Source organism: Patescibacteria group bacterium (assembly GCA_018817085.1).
Lineage (GTDB): Bacteria > Patescibacteriota > WWE3 > CG2-30-40-12 > CG2-30-40-12 > CG2-30-40-12.
On sequence record JAHIUT010000032.1, the window covers coordinates 13795 to 34917 of the forward strand.

A 21123-nucleotide genomic window follows, 5' to 3' on the forward strand; every position below is an offset into this window, starting at 1 on the left:
ATTATTCACCCCCTTCCAAGATCCTATCTTTTCTTTCAATATTCCTCACCTTGCCGGTTTTTTCGTGGTAATCCACAATCACACTATTAAAAATCGCGGGTCCCTCATCCATCCAAACAAATTTTTTCTGCAAAGACGAAACAAAATTATTAAGTATTATTTCTTTTTGTACTCCCAAAACCGAATCAAGCGCCCCGACCATACCTAAATCACTAACAAACGCCGTTCCCCCGGGCATAATTCTGTTATCCGCGGTGGGTATATGCGTATGCGTACCCACAAGAACGGACACTCTGCCATCCAAATAATACGCCATAGCCACCTTCTCGCTTGTCGCTTCGGCATGAAAATCCACAAAAATTCCGTTTAATTTTTCTTTCTCAAGTTTAGCCAAAACCATATCCATCGCCTTAAACGGACATTCACTATTTCTATTTGTTTCTATAAAAGTGCGTCCCAGCAAACTAACAATGCCAAATCTGCCCAGTTTTCCTAGGTCTAAAATACCATATTCGTTTCCGGGAGAATCGGCTGTAAAATTTGCGGGTTTAATAATAAACGGTAGATTGTTAATTTCATTTTCAAATCCCTTTATACCAAAAATATGGTCTCCGCTTGTAAAAAAGTCCACGCCACAATTGAGCAGTTCTCTTAAAGTGGCTGTTGTAACGCCCCTTCCGCCAGCGATATTATCACTATTGGCAATGCACAGGCTGATATTATCACCTTTTTTTATGGTTGGCAATAGATTTGCTATAGTACGGCGACCTAAACTGCCAACTATATCTCCAATAAAAAGTATTTTCATCTTATTTTGCTATTTCCGAAACCCGCAAATCCCTAATTACCAAAACTTTAACCGTGCCGGGATAGGTTTGCTCCTTCTCAATTTTTTCGGCAATGTCGTGCGCCAACTTTACCGCTTTTTCATCTGAAACCTCTTCCGGTTTAACTATAACTCTAAGCTCTCTGCCCGCCGAAACGGCAAAAGCTTTTCCCACCCCCTTAAAACCAAGCGCCGCCTCTTCCAAATCTTTCATTCTTTTTACATAGTCGCCCAAATCAACATATCTCGCGCCAGGTCTCGCTCCAGAAATACTGTCGGCAACTTGCACAATAATTCCCTCCATATTGCTTGGTTTATCCGTATGATGCTCCGCTACCGCTTTAACTATATTATCAGGAAACTGATACTTTTTAAGAAGTTTTTCGGCAAGCTCCAAATGGCTACCTTCCTCGTCCGTTAATACCTTTCCAATATCGTGGAGTAAACACGCCACTTTTACAGGATACACATTTACACCTAGCTCTTTAGCTATTTTTACTCCCATTTGAGTTTCTTCCATAGTATGTTCAATCATATTTTGACCGTAAGAGTATCTATATTTGTATCTTCCCAAGAGAGCTATTATTTCTTTAGGAAGATTATAAATACCAAATCGCGAGGCTAAATTTTCGCCTTCTTTATACATAATTCGTTCTAACTCGGTTTTAGTTTTTTCAACCACTTCCTCTATTCTCGCAGGTTGTATTCTCCCATCCGCAAGCAGTCGTTCAAGAGAGATTTTTGCCACTTCCCGTCTTACTGGGTCGTAGCAGGAAATTCGCACTTCGTTTGGAGTGTCGTCGTCCATATCAAGAGTAACCCCGGTAACCTCTTCAAACGCTCTTATATTTCTGCCCTCTTTTCCTATTATTCGCCCTTTCATATCGGATTCCGCCAATTTTATTTTTGAAATGGTGTATTCCACTACATAATCGGTAGAAGCTGTATGCATTGCGTCTAAAATAATATCTTTGGCAATTTCATCCGATTGCTTTTTTATTTTCTCCTCCGCCTCCCGCACCTTTTTGCCAATCTCGTCGGCAAGTTTATTTTCCACCGCTTCTAGAACTATTTTTTTAGCTTCTTCTCTTGTAAACCCAGATACTTTTTCAAGCCTATCCACTTGCTTGGCGCGGATTTCGTCTATTTCTTCCGTCTTTTTTTTATTAAAAGCTATGGACTCTTCCAAACCTTTTTCTTTTTCCCCAAGATCCGCTTCCTTTTGCTCTACACGATTAGACCGCTGTTCCACCGTTTTTTCCATATCGCTTAAATTTAATCGAATTTTCCTAACCTCGTCTTCCGCTGATTTTTTAATTTTTAAGGCGTCTTCTTTTGCGGAGATTATAATTTCTTTAGCTTCTGTTTTGGCGGCAAGGAGAGGATCTTCTTTCTTTTTATCAAAAGATTTATCTTTTCTGCCAAGAAAAATGCTTGAGAGGGTAGCAAAAATGTTACTCATAAGAAATAAAAGCGTTAAAAGGAATAAAGGAAATTAGAAACGCGACAACCGCTTCGTAAAGGTAACTTTTTTAATTAAAGACCTTAATTTCCGCATTTTCCTTAAAACCACAAAAAACTAAATGTTATGGTGATATTAAAGGTTTTGGGGTAAATAGTCAAATGAATGCGCTGGACACCTATAGAGAAACTTGTAACTACTCATGGTTATTGACACACCGTCATTGCGAGGAACCCTGAGCTTGTCGAAGGGGAACCCTGAGCTTGTCGAAGGGGAACCCTGAGCTTGTCGAAGGGGAACCCTGAGCTTGTCGAAGGGGACAAAGCAATCTTCCTTGTCATTCCAACCTACGAGTTGGAATCCAGACATTCCTTTCCTAGATTCCAGCTTTCGCTGGAATGACGAGTGAGTGGGATTGCTTCGTCGTTCGCCTACGGCTCGCTCCTCGCAATGACGCAGAGGATATACTTGCTAATCCTCCAACGCCGTTTCTAGGGAATTGTATGAAAAACCGCGGGAGAGAAGATAATTTTTAAGTACCCTCTTGTCTTTATAACTTTTAGACTTTTTACTAATCACCCTCTTTACAGCCTCTTTTTCCATATCCTTATATTCCGCATCTTCCAAAAGCTCCTCCACTAAATCCTTATTCACCCCTTTAACAAAAAGCTCGCTTTTAATAATTCTAAAACCTTTAGGGTTTGAACTAATAAGCCGCCACTCTATAAAACTTCTCGCAAAATTTTCGTCATTAATCAAATTTAAATCCACAAGCGTTTTTATAATTTTTAAAGTGGCGCCTTCAATTTCTTCTGGAGATTTTTTTTTATAAAGTTTTTCTTTGATGTAACTGGATATTTCTTTTTCGCTTCGGGGTCTAATTGAAATGTATCTTAAAACCTTATTAAAAAGAGAATTATTTTCCATCGTCTATTAACGCCGCCTCCGCATCCTCGCCTATCTCAATAGGAGTAGCCACACCTCCTTTAACAACCAAGTTTCTTATTTTCTTCTCTATTTCCTCGGCAATTTTTTTATTCTCTCGCAGGTAATTTTTGGCGCCTTCTCTGCCCTGCGCAAGATTATTTCCATTGTATATAAACCACGAACCGCTTTTCTTAACTACCTCAAACTCCACTCCCACATCAACTAAATTACCTTCTTTAGAAATACCTTCATTAAACATAATGTCAAATTCCGCAATTCTAAACGGGGGAGCCACCTTATTTTTAACCACCTTAACCTTAACCCTGTTTCCCGAAAAAGTGTTTCCATCTTTAATACTTTCCACCCGGCGAATCTCCATCCTAACGGAGGAATAAAACTTTAGCGCGCGACCTCCCGGAGTAACTTCTGGGTTCCCAAACATAACGCCTATTTTTTCCCTTAACTGGTTTGTAAATATAACTGTGGTGTTACTGCGCGAAACTGCGGCGGTGATTTTTCGCAGAGCTTGGCTCATAAGACGCGCCTGCAAGCCCATAAAACTATCTCCCATATCGCCTTCAATTTCCGCCCGCGGGGTTAAAGCCGCAACCGAATCTATAGCCACAACATCCACCGCTCCCGAACGGATTAATGTTTCGGCAATCTCTAAAGCTTGTTCTCCAGTATCTGGTTGGGAAATAAGCAAATTAGCTACATCCACCCCAATCCTTTTGGCGTACAAGGGGTCCAAAGCGTGTTCCGCGTCTATAAAAGCGGCAGTTCCGCCATTTTTTTGGGCTTCGGAAATTATATGAAGAACTAGAGTCGTTTTGCCCGAAGCTTCAGGACCAAATATTTCCACAATTCTTCCTCTGGGAACTCCACCAACACCCAGCGCCAAATCAAGCGCTATAGAACCGGTGGAAATAACATCCATTTCACGATTTTTAGGACTGTCTCCAAGTTTCATTATGGCGCCTTTTCCAAAATTTTTTTCTATTTGACTTAACGCGCTTTGAAGAGCTTGGATTTTTTCACTTTGTTTCTCCATAAAATTATAATATATCCCAAAGGAATTATTGTAAAGGGAAACTTTCTGACTAGAGGGTTGCCCATCGTCATTGCGAGAAGGAACGAAGTGACGACGAAGCAATCTCACCAAGATTGCTTTGTCTAGTTCCCTCGCTACGCTCGGGACAAGCCTCGCAATGACGGGGTATAAACTTGGAACATCGGCGCTTAAACTACAAAATCTCCAAAATAAAACCCACCTTTATAGCGGGAAACTGCGGAAAAAGAAAAACCCCCGTCTCATTATCTTTTCCGGCAACATTAACTTCGTTTCTTCCTATTTTCAAATTCTTTATACTCCCGGAGTATAGTGGCTTTAACTCCCCATCTTCTTTTACTTCTTTGGATTTTTTCAAATCCTCCAAACTCTCCCATACACAAACTTTATCCTTAACCTTTAATCTTCCCGCCAAAACCTTGCATCCCGCCACAATATCCCCGCTTTTGGGAAGCTTGAATTTGGCAATAACTTCCCCCCTACCCTTAATTTTTTCCTCCGCAAGCTCCAATAAACCATCTAACGCCCCCTCTATATCTTCAAATAACCGATAGATTATTTTGTAGGTTCTAATTATAACTTTTGCTGATTTTGCCATATCTAAAACATTCCTGGGAACAGGTACGCTCAAACCTAATATGACAGCCCGAGAAGAGATGGCAAACAAAACATCCGATTCCGAAACAGGACCTACTCCTTCTTGCAGAATGTTTATAAAAGTATCCTCTTTTTTTAGCGCTAAAAGAGTGGACCTTATAGCGTCTAAAGACCCGCGCGTATCCGCTTTTATTATTATATTAAGGGTCTTTCCACCACTCTTGATTTCCTTAGCGGACGCGGTTTTCCCCATCTGCGCAAAACTTTCTGATTTAAAAAAGTTAGGGTCGGCGCTTATTACCGCGCCCAGTTTAACTGGTTTGGTAAAACCTAAAACCTCCATCGGTTCCCCCGGCAAAATTTTTTTCACACGCTTGCCTCTAAAATCCATTAGAGCTTTAATTTTGGTTTTCTGGCCATCTTGAGAATACGCCATATCGGAAACAGAAAGCTTACCAGTTTTAGCTATAACCGTGCATACCGCCCCCTTTTTGGGGTCCTTTCCCGATTCTATAACCACACCATAAAAAGGTTCCGCAGTATTCGCCTTAAGTTCCATAATTTCGGCTACTAAAAGTATCAAATCAAGCAAAGCGTCCACACCGTTTCCCGTTTTAGCCGAGATTTCCGCGCAGGAAACATCCCCACCCCAACCTTCTACCAAAATATTATTGTCCGCAAGCTGTTTTTTTACCTTATTTATATCCGCTCCGGGCAAGTCCATTTTGTTAAAAGCGATTATATAAGGGGTTTTAGAAGATTTTGCCAAATCAATAGCTTCAAGAGTTTGCGGCATAACTCCCTCGCCCGCCGCTATAACTATAACAACAATATCCGCCGCCTTTTCCCCCATAGCGCGCATTTTAGCAAAAGCGGCATGCCCCGGGGTATCAATAAAAGTAATTTTTTTGTCTTTAATTTCAACTTGATAAGCCCCTATTTTCTGAGTTATTCCCCCAACCTCTTTTTCGGCTATTTTAGTTTTGCGAATATAATCAAGGAGAGTAGTTTTTCCGTGGTCAACATGACCCATTATGGTAATGACAGGTGGTTTCTCTATTAAATTCCCGCTGGTTTGTGGAGTCATATTAGAGTTTAAGGGGTCAGACCCCAATGAATTTCCTATTTCTTCTCTTTTTTTTCTTTTTTAACCTTCTTATCCTTTTTAACTTTAGAGGATTTTGCCTTCTCTTTCACAACCTTTTCCTTGTCTTTGCTATCTTCTTTCTTTTCCACGCCACTGCCGTCACCTTTTATATCTATTTTCCAGCCGGTTAATTTTGCGGCAAGCCTAACATTTTGACCATCTTTTCCTATAGCTAGCGAAAGCTGGTCGTCGGGAACTACAACTTCCGACTCTCTTCTCTTCTCGTCAACTTTTATACTCACCACTTTGGCAGGAGAAAGGCTAGCGATTATAAATTTACCTATATCCTCGTTAAAACTTATGATGTCAATTTTTTCTTCCCCAAGTTCCGAAACAATGGTTTGAACTCTAACCCCTTTTTGACCCACGCAAGCTCCAACCGGGTCCACTCTTTCGTCAGAGGAAGAAACCGCCATTTTGGTTCGACTACCCGCTTCCCGCGCTATAATTTCTACTTTAACAGCTCCGCTTGATATTTCTGGAACTTCTTGGGTAAACAGCGCCTCAATAAATTTGGGAGTACTCCTTGAAACTATAACCTCATCACCTTTTGGTCCCTGCGCAATTTCTTTAACTAAAACTTTAATTTTTCGGTTAGCCAGATATGTTTCGGTAGGCACTTGCTCGTTAACCGGCATAACGCCTTGCGCCCTGCCCAAGTCCAAAATAACCACATTTCTGTCAACTCTAAAAATGTATCCCGAAACTATTTGACCTATTTTCTTTTTGTAGTCCTCAATAATGGTTTGTTTTTCGGTTTCTCTTATTTTCTGCAAAATTACTTGTTTTGCGGTTTGAGCGGCGATTCTGCCAAATCCGGGCGGGGTAGCGTCTTTTCCGGCAACCAGTATATGAACTTCCCCGGTTAAGGCGTCCACTTGCGGGTCAATATCGTCAGTGGGAACACCGGGAAAATCCTTTTTATAGGCGGATATCAGAGCTAGTTTTATGGAATTAATTACAGATTCGGAGGAAATTCCCCGTTCCGAGGCAACTTGATTTAAAGCCGCGTTAAATTCTGTTATAGCCATAATTAAAAAAAGAGGTAAGTTTAATCTTACCCTACAATTGTAACTGTATCAAAACAAACTCCCCGCGTCAATCCGCAATTCGGGTCGCAATTCGGGATAATCCCAAACGGGATTATCCCTATTTAGAAATCAAAGCTAGGATAAGTCCAAGGAGAATAAAGACCAATAACCAAAGGGCGGTAAGACTAACAAGTTTTAGGGCTTTTTTAGTTTTCTTTTCTTCCCAAAAAATGAAGAAGGGATAACCCAATGTTACTAAAGCGCAAACAAGAGCGGAAAAAGAAAAAATAATAAGGAATAGAACAGGGCCCCAATAGTTAGGCGTATTTCCAAACAAGTTGTTTCCTTGCCAAAAAAGTAAGCTTACCAACCCGCAATAAAAAACAAGACCCAAAGCTTGCAAGAACCCAACAAATTCTAAGGATAACGGTTTTTTACTTCTCATAAATTTCATATCCACATAATAACATATTTTACAAAGGGTGCTCTTTAGCCAAATTCAAAGGTATTTCTCCAAATGGATTTGGGTTTCGGAAACTTTTTTGGTTTTAAGAAACCCCAATACCGCCTGCATCATCGCGGGATTTCCGCAAAGAAAAATTTCCGTATTCTTTACCTCGTCTAAATCCTTTTCAAAAAGTTCGGGAATGTATTTCGTGTTCCCTTTCCAATCTTTATCGGGACGAGAAATGGTTACAACATACCTAAAGTTGGGGTATTTTTTCTCCAAACTCTCAAAAACATCTTTATATAAAATATCCTCTTTTAACTTCGTGCCGAAATAAAGAACAGATTTGGCATTGGGTGCCCTTTCGTACAAATTAAGAATATGACTTTTTATGGGAGCAATACCAGAACCCGTTGCCAAAAAATAATAAGTGGTATCCAAATTTATTTTTGCGGGCAGAACAAAAAACCCCAAAGGCGCTATAAAATTAACAAAATCCCCCACTTTCAAATCCCTAAAAAACTGTCCGCCAGGTCCTTTAGTGCTGTAATCCACACAAAGCTCAATTTTGTTTTTTTCGCTCGGAGAACTTGCTATGGAGTACGCTCTTCTCACCCCGCCTCCAACATCCACAGATACATATTGACCCGCGGTAAATTCCAACACTTTTGGTTTTTCCAAATGAAGCTCTGCGCGGCAAGCCGCGCAGTATCTTCTTTTGCTCGCTTCGCGAGGGAAATCCGCTCTCATCTGCGGAGCAAGCTCCACAGTTTTCTCGCTCACAAAATAAAAGTCCATAATAAAAAACCGCGTGCCGAATTTTTCTTTTTTGGTTACAAGAGAAACAAAATTTTCAGGATGCATTGATTTTCTTTAGCGCCTTTAATGGAAGAAGAGCGCAACCAATTCTAGCGGGAGTTATCTCTCCTCCCAATAAATTCAAAACAAACTTGTCGTCAATTTTATCAAGAACTTTAACACTCTTTCCCTTTAAATAATCCGTTAAAAGCGATGCGGACGCCGTAACCAACGCGCACCCACTCCCGTTAAACTTTATGTCTTTAATCTTATCATCTTTAATATCCAAAGTTAATTCTATGGTGTCTCCGCACAACAAATTTTTTTCTAAAACACCTAAAGAGGGGTTTTTAATAATACCCTTGTTATGCGGATTTTTAAAATGTTCCAAAATTTCTTCTTTGTACATTGCATTAAACCTCAAACATTAAATATCTTCTTCGCTTTGTTTATGCCTTCAATCAACGCATCCACATCCTCTTTATTATTATACAAATAAAAACTTGCCCGGGCAGTTGCGGACAAACACAGCCGTTGGTGCAAAGGCATAGCGCAATGATGCCCGCTTCTTATTGCTATCCCTTCCGAATCCAAAACGCTTGCTAAGTCGTGAGGATGAATCCCCATTACATTAAAAGAAATTACCCCGCTTCTTTTAGAAACATCCTTTGGTCCATACATACCCACACCGGGTGTGGGTATGAGCTTATCAATACAATAAGAAACCAAGCTTTTTTCGTATTCTTCTATTTTATCCATTCCTACTTTTTCCAAATAATCCAAAGCCGCGCCAAATCCTATCACTCCCGCAATATCCGGAGTGCCGGCGTTAAATTTATCGGGTAGGTCTGCCCATACCGCTTTGTCAAAATACACCTCTTTTATCATTCCTCCGCCAAAAAAGACGGGGGGCAGTTTTTTCAAAATATCCTCCTTTGCCCATAAAACCCCCACCCCAAGAGGACCAAGCATTTTATGGGAAGAAAAGGCGTAAAAATCGCAACCCAAATTCTGGACATTTATTTTGGTATGAGGAACAGCTTGCGCCCCATCAACTAAAATAAGCGCGGAAGAACGGGATTTTACTAAACGGACAATATCTTTAATTGGATTTATGGTGCCCAAAACATTGGATATGTGGGAAACCGCAACCACTTTTGTCTTTTTGTTAAGTAAGGACTTAAGATGGTCCAAATCCAAAGTTCCGTCTTTTCTAATACGCACAATTTTTAAATTTTTAACATTGCTTAAACCAAAAATATTCCTCTCCTTGCTCAAAACATTCATCCAGGGAAGGATATTCGCGTGATGCTCCATTTCGGTTATAATAATTTCTCCATCATCCTTCCAAAACCTCCCATTTTTTATGCAGACGGCCACCATATTTATCGCCATTGTCGTACCCGATGTAAAAACAATTTCGTTTGGAGAATGGGCATTTATGAAGTGGGCGGTTTTTTTATATACCCCATCAAACATTTTCGAGGCCTCTTCGCTTAAAGTATGAATTCCCCGATGGATGTTTGCATTATGGTTTAGATAAAAATCCGAAATAGCGTCCACAACCACACGGGGCTTTTGGGTGGTGGCGGCATTGTCAAGATAAACAAGTCTTTTGCCGTTTATTTTTCTATTTAGTATTGGAAAATCTTTTTTCACTGTAGTTATCATATATTTTAGGGTTCAACCCTAACAAATCCCTGCGCGATAAGGTTTTCTGCAAAAACCTTGCTTAAACCGCGAGACATTAAATAAAAAGTTTCCTTCTCGGACGGTTTGGAAATAGAAACACTATGAGAACATTTTACATCATTATTCTCTATTTCAAGCGCGGGACTTGCGATAACTTTGCAACCTCTCCCCACCAAAAGAACTTTCAAAGACAAGTTGGAGTCGCAATTTGTAACATTTTTCTCCACTTTTACATTCCCTCTAAAGGTAAGTTCCGCATTATCGTATAGCACCGCTTTAACCAGAACCTTAGCCAAACTATTTTTTGCCTTATGGACAACAGTTGCGTCCACATTAAGCATCTCGTTCTTTTTAAGAACAATCGTCTCCACCACAGAAACAGCCTCCTCTGATTCTTTCAGTTCCAGATTTAGTTTTTTCTCCCCCTTTTTTGGATTTGTGAATTTGTATTTTGTCATTTTAATTTTTTATCCTACTCCGCCTTCCATCTCAAGCGAAATTAAACTGTTTAATTCCATTGCGTATTCCATAGGAAATTCTTTGGCAATAGGCTCAATAAACCCATTGACCAGCATACTTACCGCTTCTTGTTTTGGAATTCCCCTACTTGTTAAATAAAACAACTGTTCCTCATTTATCCGCCCTACAAGAGCCTCGTGGCTAATTTGTGGGTTTTCTCCTTTAATATCCATAAGAGGGTAAGTATCCGACCTTGAGTTTTTATCCAAAATCAAAGCGTCGCATACAACATTGCTTTTGCAATTTTCAGAAGTTTTTGCAATTTTAACTAGCCCCCTAAAACTAGACCGTCCGCCATTTTTGCTTATAGATTTAGAAATTATTTGGCTAGATGTATTGTTTGCCAAATGAACTACTTTTCCCCCCGCGTCCTGATGCTGATTTTTTCCTGCAAACACCATACTTAAAATAATCCCTTTAGCGCCTTCTTCTAAAAGATAAACCGCTGGATACTTCATAGTAATTTTAGAACCCAGATTACCATCCACCCATTCCATAACACCGTCTTGATAAACGAACGCTCTCTTGGTAACGAGATTATAAACATTTTTGCTCCAGTTTTGGACAGTGGTGTAACGAACGCGGGCGTTTTTCTTAACAAAAATCTCCACCACCGCGGAATGCAAAGAGTCCGTGGAATATATAGACGCAGTGCAACCTTCTAAATACGAGACAAAACTGCCCTCATCCGCAATAATTAAAGTTCTCTCAAACTGTCCCATATTCTTGGCGTTTATTCTAAAGTAGGCTTGCAAAGGTAACGCCACTTTTACATTTTTAGGGATATAAATAAACGATCCCCCGCTCCAAACGCAAGAGTTCAAAGCCGCAAACTTATTGTCTGTGGAAGGTATCGCCTTGCCAAGATACTCTTTAACAAGTTCGGGGTATTTTTTTAACCCCTCATCCATACTCAAAAAAATTACCCCGCACTTTTCCAAATCCGAAAGCAAGGAACCATAAACTATCTCTGACTCGTATTGAGCTTTAACTCCCGCCAAATATTTCTGTTCCGCTTCTGGTATGCCAATACGGTCGTAAGTTTTTTTTATATCTTTTGGTAAATCTTCCCATTTTTTAACTTGGGTCCGCGCGGGTTTTAGATAATAATAAATATTATCAAAATTAATACCGGATAAATCTCCCCCCCAGTTAGGCAGAGGGAGCGACTTAAAAACATCCAAAGCATTAAGCCGAAACTTGCGCATCCACAAAGGTTCGTCTTTAATTGCAGATATTTCTCTTACAATATCTTCATTAAGCCCTTTTTTGGACTTAAAAACATATTCTTCGGGGTAGGAAAAACCGTATTTATAGTTATCTAAATTTAAGTTAACCATCGCAATTCTTAATTTGACTTTTGAATTTACTCCCCGTACCCCCCCTTCTCCTCCACTTCCTCCGAAAGTTCAATACCCCCAGATTTAACAACCCTCCCATTCAACATTATGTGAACAAAATCAACATCCAGATATTTCAATATGCGAGTGTAGTGGGTAATTATTAAAAAACTCAATTTGGGATTCTTAATTTTTATTTTGGTAAAAGATTCCGCCACAGTTTTAAGCGCGGAAACATCCAACCCGCTATCCGTTTCGTCCAAAATTGCAAGTTTTGGAGAAAACATAGCAAGTTGCAAAATCTCGCTTTTCTTTTTCTCCCCCCCGCTAAAACCTTCGTTCAGATATCTTTGCATAAATCCTTTATCAATGTTTAAAAATTTTAAACTGCCCTCTAAATTTTTATTGAAAAATCCTAACGGTTTTCCAAGTTCCTTGTAAGCAGTTCTTAAAAAAGAAGCCATAGAGACCCCGCTAATTTCAACGGGATACTGAAAAGCTAAAAACAAGCCAAGTTTAGCCCTTTTATCGGGACTTAAATTAAGAAGAGATTTACCCTCAAAAGACATCTCCCCACCTACAACTTTATATAACGGGTTTCCCATTAAAGTGTTGGCAAGAGTGGATTTACCCGAACCGTTGGGTCCCATTAAAATATGAGTCTCACCGGATTTTATACGCAAAGTAACACCTTTTAGGATTCTTTTCCCTTCCCTATTAACTTCTAGGTTTCGTATTTTTAACATGCTTTAAGAAAGGAGTTATTACACACCTCTTTCCCTCATATAAACACCTTCCTAAAACAGAATAAAATACCTTCCTGCCTTCTTTTTTGGACACAATAAGACCCACATTTTCCATCTCTTTTAGGTGGTAGGATATTGTGGGTTGTGTTAAATTAAATTCCTTTACAATATCCGAAACAGAAAGCGTTTTTTGCTTTGACAACAAAGCGTATATTTTAGCGCGAACGGGAACCGCAAGCGCTTTAAAACAATAAGGACATTCGTCTTTTATATTCATAACATATAGACAATAGTCTATATGTTAAAAGGAGTCAAGGGGTATTAGAAAATTTGCGACCGGAGATTTTACACAATCTTTTATCAAAAGTGGCGAAGATGTTGGCTTTTTTGCTCCGCGCAAAGCACAGATTATAGGAATCTTCCAAATCAAGTGATGTTGTACAGTATGTTTTAACCGCGCTTAATAAAATATCCCTGTTCTCTATATCTATAAAGTTCATTCTTAAAATATCTATAAGAACAGAGGATATTTGTTTTTTGTCCTTTTTATAAAAGCTGGATAGCACCCAATATATCTCAAAAACCACAATCGCCGTTGTAAAAAGTTGTATGTTGGATAAAGCCCCTTCCCTAAAAAGCTTATTCGCCTTTCTATTTTGATCTAAAGGCTCCCCAATAATAAGCCTAATAAAATAATTTGTGTCAATAAACACCCTATCCATTAAAGTACTCTTTCTTTGATTCTCTTATTATATCGTCGGCACTCATATTCTTATATTTTTCGGGTACTTTCACTACCCCTGAAAGCCTGCCCACGAGATTTTCCGCCGGGGTTAATATTATGGAACCATGCGATTTTTCCGCAATAAGAAACCCGCCCTCATCTAAATTCAAGGCTTTGAATATCTTTGAAGGAATGGTAACCTGTCTTTTGCTGGTTATTCGCACAGTTTTAAGCATATCCTTACTATAATACAAAGGTAAGGAAAAGTCAAATTCTTCTACAGTAACTTAATTAAGGGAAACTTCTTAACAAAGGTCTCTCCTTTGCAAAGGAGAGACCTTAGTCTATAGGACTTTACTAAAGACTCCGTTCCGGTACAATTCAACAAAAATAAAAATGAGATATAGAGACAGCAAAGCAAAGCCCTCTTTGCGGGTTAACTGCCGTTTCGTTCTCATAAAAACCGCTAAAAGAATAACCGCGAAAATCACAAAAAACGAAATTATTCTTGTTTCCTCAAGGTTAGTAACTTTAAATGGCGACACTAAACATAAAAGAGCCAAAACAAAAGTGTTCATAGAGGCGCTACCCAAAAAATCTCCTATACCCACTATTTTATGTTTTGAAGTTATTGTTTTTATTGCCAGGGAAAATTCGGGCAGATTGGTTCCAATAGAAAGGAACAAAACTCCCGCCAAGATAACCGGAACAAGCAGTTCCTCCGCCAAAATTAAAGATAATTCCACCACCCCTTTTGAAAACACAAAAATTCCAAACATTCCTACAAGAACAAATAACAGAAGTTTAAGCGCGCCTTTTTTGCTATGACCAGAGCTTTTTATCTTTTCAATAAAAGACTCGTCCTCGTTAAGCATATACATATAAACCACATAAAAAATCAAAAGGACAGCCCCGTCAACCCTCGTAAGATTGCCGTCTAAAGAAAAAAAGGCGGGCAAAGCCGTAACAAAGGAGGATAACACAATGTCTTTAGTGCTTAAAACTTTTCGTATCGCAACATTCCCAGTAAATATGGCGGGCAAAGATATCACCAAAGTTAAAAGAACAAAAATCGCCCCAAGCAAATTCCCCAAAGAAAGTTGCGGAGTTTTATCTATTACAGAGTTAACAGCAACAAAAATTTCCGGTAAGGATGTGGCAAACCCCAATACAAAAAAACCAATGGCGAATTCCGGAACGGAGAAACATTTGGCCAACTTTATCACATTAAGAACTACAAAACCCGTACTTTTAGCAAGCGCTACCGAAAGAAGCAAAATTAAAAAAAGGGCAAGAACTACATCCATAGTATGGGTTTAGTATAGCACACTCCATAATGCAATCTCATTGGGGTACGGACCCCTAAAACTTTGAACAATTCTTGCAAAAAGCTATAATATGCACATGCTTGCGATACTAACCGGAGATGGAAAAGGAAAAACCACTTCCGCCCTCGGAACAGCTTTAAGGGCCGCGGGATGGAACAAAAAAGTTTTGTTCGTCCAATTTATAAAGATGGACGAATTCCCAACCGGCGAGAAAAAAGCTATAGAAAAATTCCTCCCTGCCAACATCACCATTAAAACTTTGGGTCTTGGGTTTGTGGGTATAAAGGGAGACGATAAAAGTCTAAACGCGCATCGGCAAAAAGCCAAAGAAGCGCTTGAAAAAACAAAAGAAGCCGTTTCGCGTTGCCATTACGATTTGGTTGTTTTGGACGAGATATTAGGCGCAATCGCCGGAAGACTGCTAACTGTAAAAGATGTTTCCAGTCTTTTGGACAAAGTGGACAAGAATTCGGATGTGGTTCTAACGGGTCGTTCCGCACCAAAAGCTTTAGTGGACAAAGCAGATTTGGTATCCGAAATCAGAAAAATAAAACACCCTTATGATAAAGGAATTTTAGCAAAAAAAGGTTTTGACTTTTAGAGGATATGCTATACTAAAAACAGAAATGAATTTTAAATTTATCGTGCCCATCTCAATACTTATTCTCGTTTCAGCTATCTATATACCTAAAGTTTTTTCGCACACGCAGAAACCAATAGAAGAAACCCTCCTCACTGGCAAATACGAGTTAACTCAAAAACAAGCGCTATTCCATGGCCAAAAAATTCCCATTCCTTCGCCCAAAGAATCTAAAATAGTCGCTGGCGTTTTGGGAAAGTCCGATAACGAAAAAAGAATAGAAATTGACCTCACAAATCAAAAACTTTACGCTTATGAGGGGGGTGAAAAAATCTTTGATTTTCTTATATCCAGTGGCAAATGGGGATGGACGCCAACCGGAGAATTTACCATTTGGACAAAATTAAGATACACGCTAATGACAGGGGGTTCGCAAGCGCTAGGAACATACTATTATCTTCCCAATGTGCCTTTTGTAATGTTTTTCTACAACGAGGATGTTCCAAAAATGAAGGGTTTTAGTTTGCACGGAACATACTGGCACGATAATTTCGGCCACCCAATGAGTCACGGATGTGTAAATATGAAAACTGAAGAAGTGGAACAACTCTTTTACTGGGCCAAACCAGAACTTCCAAAAGGACAATGGAGCGTGTATGCAAATTCTGATAATCCCGGAACAAGAATAGTAATCTACGGAGAAACCCCCAACGAATAAACTCCTTTCTGATATAATAATCTCTATGGAGATGGAAAAAACATATAACCACAAAAACACGGAAGAACGGCTTTATAAAATGTGGGAGGAGGGGGGTTACTTTACACCCAAAATTGACCCCGTCAAAAAACCTTTTTCCATACTCCTCCCACTTCCAAATGCTAGCGACCCTATGCATATGGGAAATATGCTCTTTACCATTCAAGATGTTTTAGCGCGGTGGCATCGTATGATGGGAGACCCCACTTTGTGGCTACCCGGCGGAGACCACGCAGGTATCGAAACACAATATGTTTATGAAAAACATTTAGTTAAACAAGGTACAAGCCGTTTAAATTATGATCGCTACACATTGTACAAAATGATTGCGGATTTTGTAGAGAAAAATAAAGGTGTAAACAAAAATCAAATGCGAAGAATGGGGTTTTCATTAGATTGGACAAGATACAAATACAGCTTGGACACAGAGATTGTTAAAAAGGTTCTTGAGACTTTCTCTAAACTTCATAAAGATGGTCTAGTCTACAGAGGAGAACGACTTGTTAATTACTGCGCCAAATGCGGAACGGCGCTTTCGGACTTAGAAGTTAATCATATAGCGGAAACCGCTACACTTTATTTCCTTGATTATGAGGCAATCCAAATCGCCACCACCCGCCCCGAAACTATTTTTGCAGATTCGGCCGTTGCCGTTAATCCAAGGGATAAAAGATACAAAAATCTTGTGGGAAAAGATGCAATTATTCCTTTAATAAACAAAAAAATACCAATCATATCCGATGAAGCGGTAGAAAAGGACTTTGGCACCGGGGCGTTAAAGATTACCCCCGCGCACGATGCGTTGGATAATGAGATCGGCCAAAAACACAAACTTAATTCCATTAAATGTATTGATATTCGCGGAAAGATGATGAATGTCCCCGCAAAATATCTTGGAATGAATGTGCCGACTGCCCGTGAGGCGGTTTTGGAAGATTTAAAAAAGGAAGGAAAGTTGATAAAAGAAATTCCCTTGGAACATACAATAAATACCTGCTATAAATGTAATAAAATCATTGAGTCCACACTTATTCCGCAATGGTATGTAAGAACAAAACCCCTAGCTATACCTGCAATTAAAGCTATTAAGGAAGGCAAAACAAAAATCGTTCCTAAAAAAAGGTTTGAGAAAATGTATTTTGATTGGCTAGAAAATATCCACGATTGGAACATCTCGCGGCAAATCGTTTGGGGACCAAGGATTCCCGCGTGGTTTTGTTTAGACTGCAACCCAGATATTGAAATAAATTTTATAGATAAAAGAGGACAGAAAGTTTTTGGAGAATATAAAAAGTTAAGGAAAAAATATGAATTTTCGGAAATTGAAAAAGGATTGCAATCATTATCCGCGCCGGTGGGCGCGAAATATTCTCTGGACAAAGGCATTTGCCATAAATGTAGCGGGAAAAATGTTTTGCAGGAAACCGATACTTTTGATACTTGGTTTTTGTCGGGTCAATGGCCCTTAACAACTTTAGGGTTTCCGGAAAGCGAGGATTTTAAATATTTTTACCCCACTTCTGTTTTAGACACTATGTGGGACATTTTATTTTTCTGGGTTGCCCGAATGATGATGTTATGCCTTTACAATACCGGACAAGTCCCTTTTAAAACCGTTCATTTGCACGCTAGAGTTGTAGACAAGAACGGCGCTAAAATGAGCAAGAGCAAGGGAAACACTATTGACCCTATGGAAATGGTTGAAAAGTACGGCGCTGACGCGGTACGAATGGCTTTAATTTTCGGCGTTGCGCAAGCAAGCGATGTTGTTGTAAGCGAGGATAAAATTAGGGCTATGAGAAATTTTGCTAATAAAGTTTGGAATATTGGGAGATTTTTGGAGTATTCGTTTGAGCAGTATGGTAAACCAGTACCCTTCTACTCTGAAAAAGTTACTGCCAAACTTCTGCCTTCCGATCGTAAGCAACTTAAGGAACTTAAGTTGCTTACGATTGGCGTCACCAAAGCCTTGAACACTTATCAATTCTCTAAAGCAGTAGAAAGCCTATACGAATTTGTTTGGCACACACTTGCGGATGTTTATGTAGAGGAAGTAAAAACAAGAGAAGATAAGGAGACAGCTTTAATGGTTTTGCGCCATGTTTATTTAACTTCTCTAAAACTCTTGCATCCGTTTATGCCTTTTGTAACCGAAGAAATTTGGAGCAAAATTCCAAGAGAATATAACAATCCCTTAATAATCTCCCCCTGGCCCCTATGAAATGGACATACCTCTAGCAGAGATTATACCTGTTGCGGCGGCGCCCACAATATTACCAGATGCCCCTGCCCCATCTCCCGCCACATACAAACCAGCTACCTCTGTTTGCAAATTTTTATCCGTTTTTATTTTTGAGCCTCTTAATTTTATTTCTGGGGCATACAAAAAATTAGAACCCGCATTAACTCCAGGCAAAACTTTATCCAAAATCTCCAAAGCCTCCAAAATATTGGTAACCATTCTAAAAGGCAAAGCCATAGAAATATCTCCCGGAGTGCTGTCCTTTAATGTTGGGGTCAACAAACTTTTTTGTATTCTTTTTTCAGTACTCCTTCTTCCATTCTTCAAATCCATAAGACGCTGTATTATCGGTTTTCCTCCACCTAAAGTTGTTGCCAATTTCGCTATAGATATAACATAGTCTGTAGTGTTTTCAATAGGCTCCGTTAACATAACTTCTTGCAAAAGAGCAAAATTGCTGTTTGGAGAATTGTTATCGGAATTGGAATGTCCGTTAACGCAAACATAACCCCCATAATCCTCAACCGCCACCAAACCTCCTGGACACGGGCAAAAAGTTCGCAGGGTGTCGTCAAAAGTTGGGGTTTGAAGGGAATAAATGTTTTCGTACATAACTTTGGAATGGTCTTCCATAACCGAGGCGGGAAACTCCACCCTAACTCCTGCTTCAACTTTTTGGTATTCGTAACTGATTTTTAAGCCCCCCGCTATATCCTGCAACCATTTAGCCCCTACTCTGCCGGGCGCGAGCAAAACTTTTCTGGAGTTAAACTCTTCTTTTGCGGTTTTAACTCTAAACACATCCTTTATTTTCTTAATACCAATCACTTCCGCATTTGTTTCAAAAACCACTTTGGATTTTTTTAAGTCCAAAACCATTTTTGAAATAATTTTTGGCAATGCGTCGCTCCCCACATGCCTGCAAAGACGGACATAAAGCCGTATATTATGCCGCTGACATCTCTTTACTAGAGTATTTACTTCTTCCAAATTTGTGGGAGTTATAGGCGCGGTAACACCATATTTTACAAAAATATCTTCCACATAATTAATAAGTCTCTGGGAATCTTCGCGGGGCAAAAAATCTAAAAGTTTTTCGTGGCTCAAATTTAAACTGAAATGAAGTTTCCCATCGCTAAATGTTCCCCCTCCCCCTACTCCACACAAGGTTTCGCTCTTTTTCCGCGCTTTTAGATCGCTTCCCTTTTCAATAATTAGAATGTTTCTGATACCCTTTTTGCAAAGCTCCAAAGCAGCAAAAAGCCCTGCGGGACCAGCTCCTACTATAATTACATCGTAGATTTTTAGCATATTTTAACAGATGTAATCCTTTGGAAAAAACGATAAGGGGATTACAATACATTATTAATTTTTTAGGAGAGATTGTAAATAGTAAGAATACCAAAAAAACAGGCCTATCAAAACATAGCAAAATGTCTTGACAGGCCTTTCTAATCATACGGTATATGGAAACCATAGATTAGGATACGACGCGACCCCCTCTTCAGAAAAATCACCCGTGCGGTCCAAAAATGTCCAACTGCACGAGCAACTTTGCCCATCCAAGTCCGCTCTCCAATCTCTCAACCACTCCTCATAGGAACTCTCTGCCGTTACCCAATTCCAAATATTGTGCCTACCCACCATATATCCAGCGCGCCAAGCGCAAAAGTTCACTACACCTCCAGAATGTATATGCAAAGTTGAGGGGAAGGACGCTTCGGAACATTTGTGACTTTGACGAATCCCAAGATCTGGTAGTCCAGACAAAAAATCCCTGGAAGGCATAAGGAAGTTTCCGGGCGATTCTTTAATAGCCACTAACTTGTCGGCCAACGCCTCCAAAGCAAGCCTATCAGAAAAATCAAGAGCTGTGTTTGAAGTCCGGCCAATGCAAAGTGTCTGTTCCGGACAGAGGTTTAGATAAACCCCCATCAAAGAAAGCACTTTGTAAGTGTCCATTATCTTGTCGAGAGTATGCTTGTTGACAATACAGCCCGCGCCCAAAGTCCAAGAAACATTTGCATATTCCGTGGTCAGAAAGCGCAAAAAATATTGTCCCAAAAGGCTCTTGCGCGCGCTGCCGTGCGTTAGACGCCGGAGCTCTTGGAAAACATCTATAGCAAAAATATCCTCATCTCTGCTAGCGCCGTCAACCGAAACCGTAATATTTGTCAAACCCCCGGCAATCAGTTTGTCCAGTAACCTTCTATTCCTCAAAAGAGGAATACCGCTAGTCAACAAAACTACAACAGCGCCTGGAAAGGTATTGATATGAGTTATTATCTCCTCCACCCCATGTTTTACGGCAGGTTCCCCTCCAATCAATGTGAACAGACGAATCTTCATTGTGTCATACAGATAGTCAAAAACACGCTTCCACTGATCTACATTTAGTTCCGAAGATAAAAGTCGCTTCCTCTCCGCAGGTAGCATAAGGGTGTATGGACAATACCCACAACCTTCCATACATATTTCGCTTAGGAAAACCTGAACCTGCCTAGGGTATAGTACTTGCGCATGAACTTTAGACATAAATTCTTCCTCCTTAAGAAAATATTGAATTTACAAGGTGCCGAAAAATGGGCATAAAAAAACCCCGAAATCGGGGTTTTACCTTATAAATAGTTTTTTTATGTCCGCTCTTCGCTTATACATTCTAAAAAATAACTTTACCAAAAACCTTTCCGTAAAGTCAATGATTTTTCCCCAACTGGCGGTGTGCGTTCGAAAAAATTCGAACTGATTTCGCCCAAAATTTGTAGGTCGTGGCGGAATTCCCCCCAAACCCCCCTTCCGCCCGCCCGCAGAAGCGACCCTTTCAGATTGGACGATTTAAAGTTTTTCTTTGGCGGCAAATTCTTTACCTTATCGTAAAACTATTTGAATA

22 protein-coding genes are annotated in these 21123 nt (G+C 39.7%); 3 read left to right on the forward strand and 19 right to left on the reverse strand.

All coding sequences use genetic code 11. The annotated features are described in order from the left end of the window. Nucleotide 1 precedes the first annotated feature (1 nt). The 17 genes from KJ678_01885 to KJ678_01965 form a co-directional block, all read right to left on the reverse strand. Nucleotides 2-808 carry a YmdB family metallophosphoesterase gene (locus KJ678_01885; protein ID MBU1016891.1) on the reverse strand — a complete coding sequence of 269 codons (807 nt, stop codon included), beginning with the start codon at nt 806-808 and terminating at the stop codon, nt 2-4. A gap of 1 nt (nt 809) precedes the next feature. Next, a complete protein-coding gene (rny, locus tag KJ678_01890; GenBank protein MBU1016892.1) occupies nt 810-2288 on the reverse strand; it encodes a ribonuclease Y in 1479 nt (492 codons plus the stop codon). Nucleotides 2289-2759: 471 nt separating this feature from the next. Further along, entirely contained in the window at nt 2760-3215 is a 456-nt protein-coding gene (locus KJ678_01895) for a recombination regulator RecX (protein MBU1016893.1), read from the reverse strand. Continuing rightward, entirely contained in the window at nt 3205-4266 is a 1062-nt protein-coding gene (recA, locus tag KJ678_01900) for a recombinase RecA (GenBank protein MBU1016894.1), read from the reverse strand. The genes KJ678_01895 and recA overlap by 11 nt, the downstream gene beginning before the upstream one ends. 193 nt (nt 4267-4459) lie before the next feature. Continuing rightward, complete coding sequence (infB, locus tag KJ678_01905; protein ID MBU1016895.1) at nt 4460-5968, reverse strand: translation initiation factor IF-2; 1509 nt, start codon at nt 5966-5968, stop codon at nt 4460-4462. A gap of 35 nt (nt 5969-6003) precedes the next feature. Continuing rightward, nucleotides 6004-7059, reverse strand: coding sequence for a transcription termination factor NusA (nusA, locus tag KJ678_01910; protein ID MBU1016896.1), 1056 nt, complete (start codon nt 7057-7059; stop codon nt 6004-6006). Nucleotides 7060-7177: 118 nt separating this feature from the next. Further along, nucleotides 7178-7513 carry a hypothetical protein gene (locus tag KJ678_01915; protein MBU1016897.1) on the reverse strand — a complete coding sequence of 112 codons (336 nt, stop codon included), beginning with the start codon at nt 7511-7513 and terminating at the stop codon, nt 7178-7180. Nucleotides 7514-7558: 45 nt separating this feature from the next. Then, nucleotides 7559-8371 carry a hypothetical protein gene (locus KJ678_01920; protein ID MBU1016898.1) on the reverse strand — a complete coding sequence of 271 codons (813 nt, stop codon included), beginning with the start codon at nt 8369-8371 and terminating at the stop codon, nt 7559-7561. Then, nucleotides 8361-8714 (reverse strand): iron-sulfur cluster assembly scaffold protein, encoded by a 354-nt coding sequence (locus tag KJ678_01925; GenBank protein ID MBU1016899.1) that lies wholly within the window; start codon nt 8712-8714, stop codon nt 8361-8363. Before KJ678_01925 ends, KJ678_01920 begins: the two co-directional genes overlap by 11 nt. Before the next feature lie 11 nt (nt 8715-8725). After that, nucleotides 8726-9976, reverse strand: a complete 1251-nt coding sequence (locus KJ678_01930) for a cysteine desulfurase (protein MBU1016900.1) — start codon at nt 9974-9976, stop codon at nt 8726-8728. A 5-nt stretch (nt 9977-9981) separates the two neighbouring features. Next, nucleotides 9982-10455: a SufD family Fe-S cluster assembly protein gene (locus KJ678_01935; GenBank protein ID MBU1016901.1), complete on the reverse strand. Its 474-nt coding sequence runs from the start codon at nt 10453-10455 to the stop codon at nt 9982-9984. Between the two features lie 9 nt (nt 10456-10464). Beyond that, nucleotides 10465-11856 (reverse strand): Fe-S cluster assembly protein SufB, encoded by a 1392-nt coding sequence (sufB, locus tag KJ678_01940; protein ID MBU1016902.1) that lies wholly within the window; start codon nt 11854-11856, stop codon nt 10465-10467. Between the two features lie 26 nt (nt 11857-11882). After that, a complete protein-coding gene (gene sufC / locus KJ678_01945) occupies nt 11883-12602 on the reverse strand; it encodes a Fe-S cluster assembly ATPase SufC (GenBank protein ID MBU1016903.1) in 720 nt (239 codons plus the stop codon). Next, nucleotides 12574-12879: a metalloregulator ArsR/SmtB family transcription factor gene (locus KJ678_01950; GenBank protein MBU1016904.1), complete on the reverse strand. Its 306-nt coding sequence runs from the start codon at nt 12877-12879 to the stop codon at nt 12574-12576. Before KJ678_01950 ends, sufC begins: the two co-directional genes overlap by 29 nt. A 34-nt stretch (nt 12880-12913) precedes the next feature. Then, complete coding sequence (locus KJ678_01955) at nt 12914-13324, reverse strand: PIN domain-containing protein (GenBank protein ID MBU1016905.1); 411 nt, start codon at nt 13322-13324, stop codon at nt 12914-12916. Beyond that, nucleotides 13317-13562, reverse strand: coding sequence for an AbrB/MazE/SpoVT family DNA-binding domain-containing protein (locus tag KJ678_01960; GenBank protein MBU1016906.1), 246 nt, complete (start codon nt 13560-13562; stop codon nt 13317-13319). The genes KJ678_01955 and KJ678_01960 overlap by 8 nt, the downstream gene beginning before the upstream one ends. Nucleotides 13563-13670: 108 nt before the next feature. Continuing rightward, nucleotides 13671-14633 (reverse strand): hypothetical protein, encoded by a 963-nt coding sequence (locus KJ678_01965; GenBank protein MBU1016907.1) that lies wholly within the window; start codon nt 14631-14633, stop codon nt 13671-13673. Between the two features lie 97 nt (nt 14634-14730). Here KJ678_01965 and KJ678_01970 point away from each other — a divergent pair, with 97 nt between their 5' ends. Genes KJ678_01970 through KJ678_01980 form a run of 3 tightly spaced genes read left to right on the forward strand, consistent with a single transcriptional unit; the run spans nt 14731 to nt 18212 of the window. Further along, nucleotides 14731-15255, forward strand: coding sequence for a cob(I)yrinic acid a,c-diamide adenosyltransferase (locus KJ678_01970; protein MBU1016908.1), 525 nt, complete (start codon nt 14731-14733; stop codon nt 15253-15255). Nucleotides 15256-15280: 25 nt separating this feature from the next. Beyond that, the gene (locus KJ678_01975; GenBank protein MBU1016909.1) at nt 15281-15952 is read left to right on the forward strand and encodes a L,D-transpeptidase; all 672 of its coding nucleotides are present in this window, start codon (nt 15281-15283) and stop codon (nt 15950-15952) included. A gap of 25 nt (nt 15953-15977) precedes the next feature. Continuing rightward, complete coding sequence (locus KJ678_01980; GenBank protein ID MBU1016910.1) at nt 15978-18212, forward strand: valine--tRNA ligase; 2235 nt, start codon at nt 15978-15980, stop codon at nt 18210-18212. On the opposite strand, the gene KJ678_01985 is transcribed toward KJ678_01980, so the two are convergent. Both KJ678_01985 and KJ678_01990 read right to left on the reverse strand, forming a co-directional pair. After that, nucleotides 18207-19544, reverse strand: coding sequence for an NAD(P)/FAD-dependent oxidoreductase (locus KJ678_01985; GenBank protein ID MBU1016911.1), 1338 nt, complete (start codon nt 19542-19544; stop codon nt 18207-18209). The genes KJ678_01980 and KJ678_01985 overlap by 6 nt on opposite strands. Nucleotides 19545-19688: 144 nt before the next feature. After that, the gene (locus tag KJ678_01990; protein ID MBU1016912.1) at nt 19689-20768 is read right to left on the reverse strand and encodes a radical SAM protein; all 1080 of its coding nucleotides are present in this window, start codon (nt 20766-20768) and stop codon (nt 19689-19691) included. Between the last annotated feature and the right edge of the window lie 355 nt (nt 20769-21123).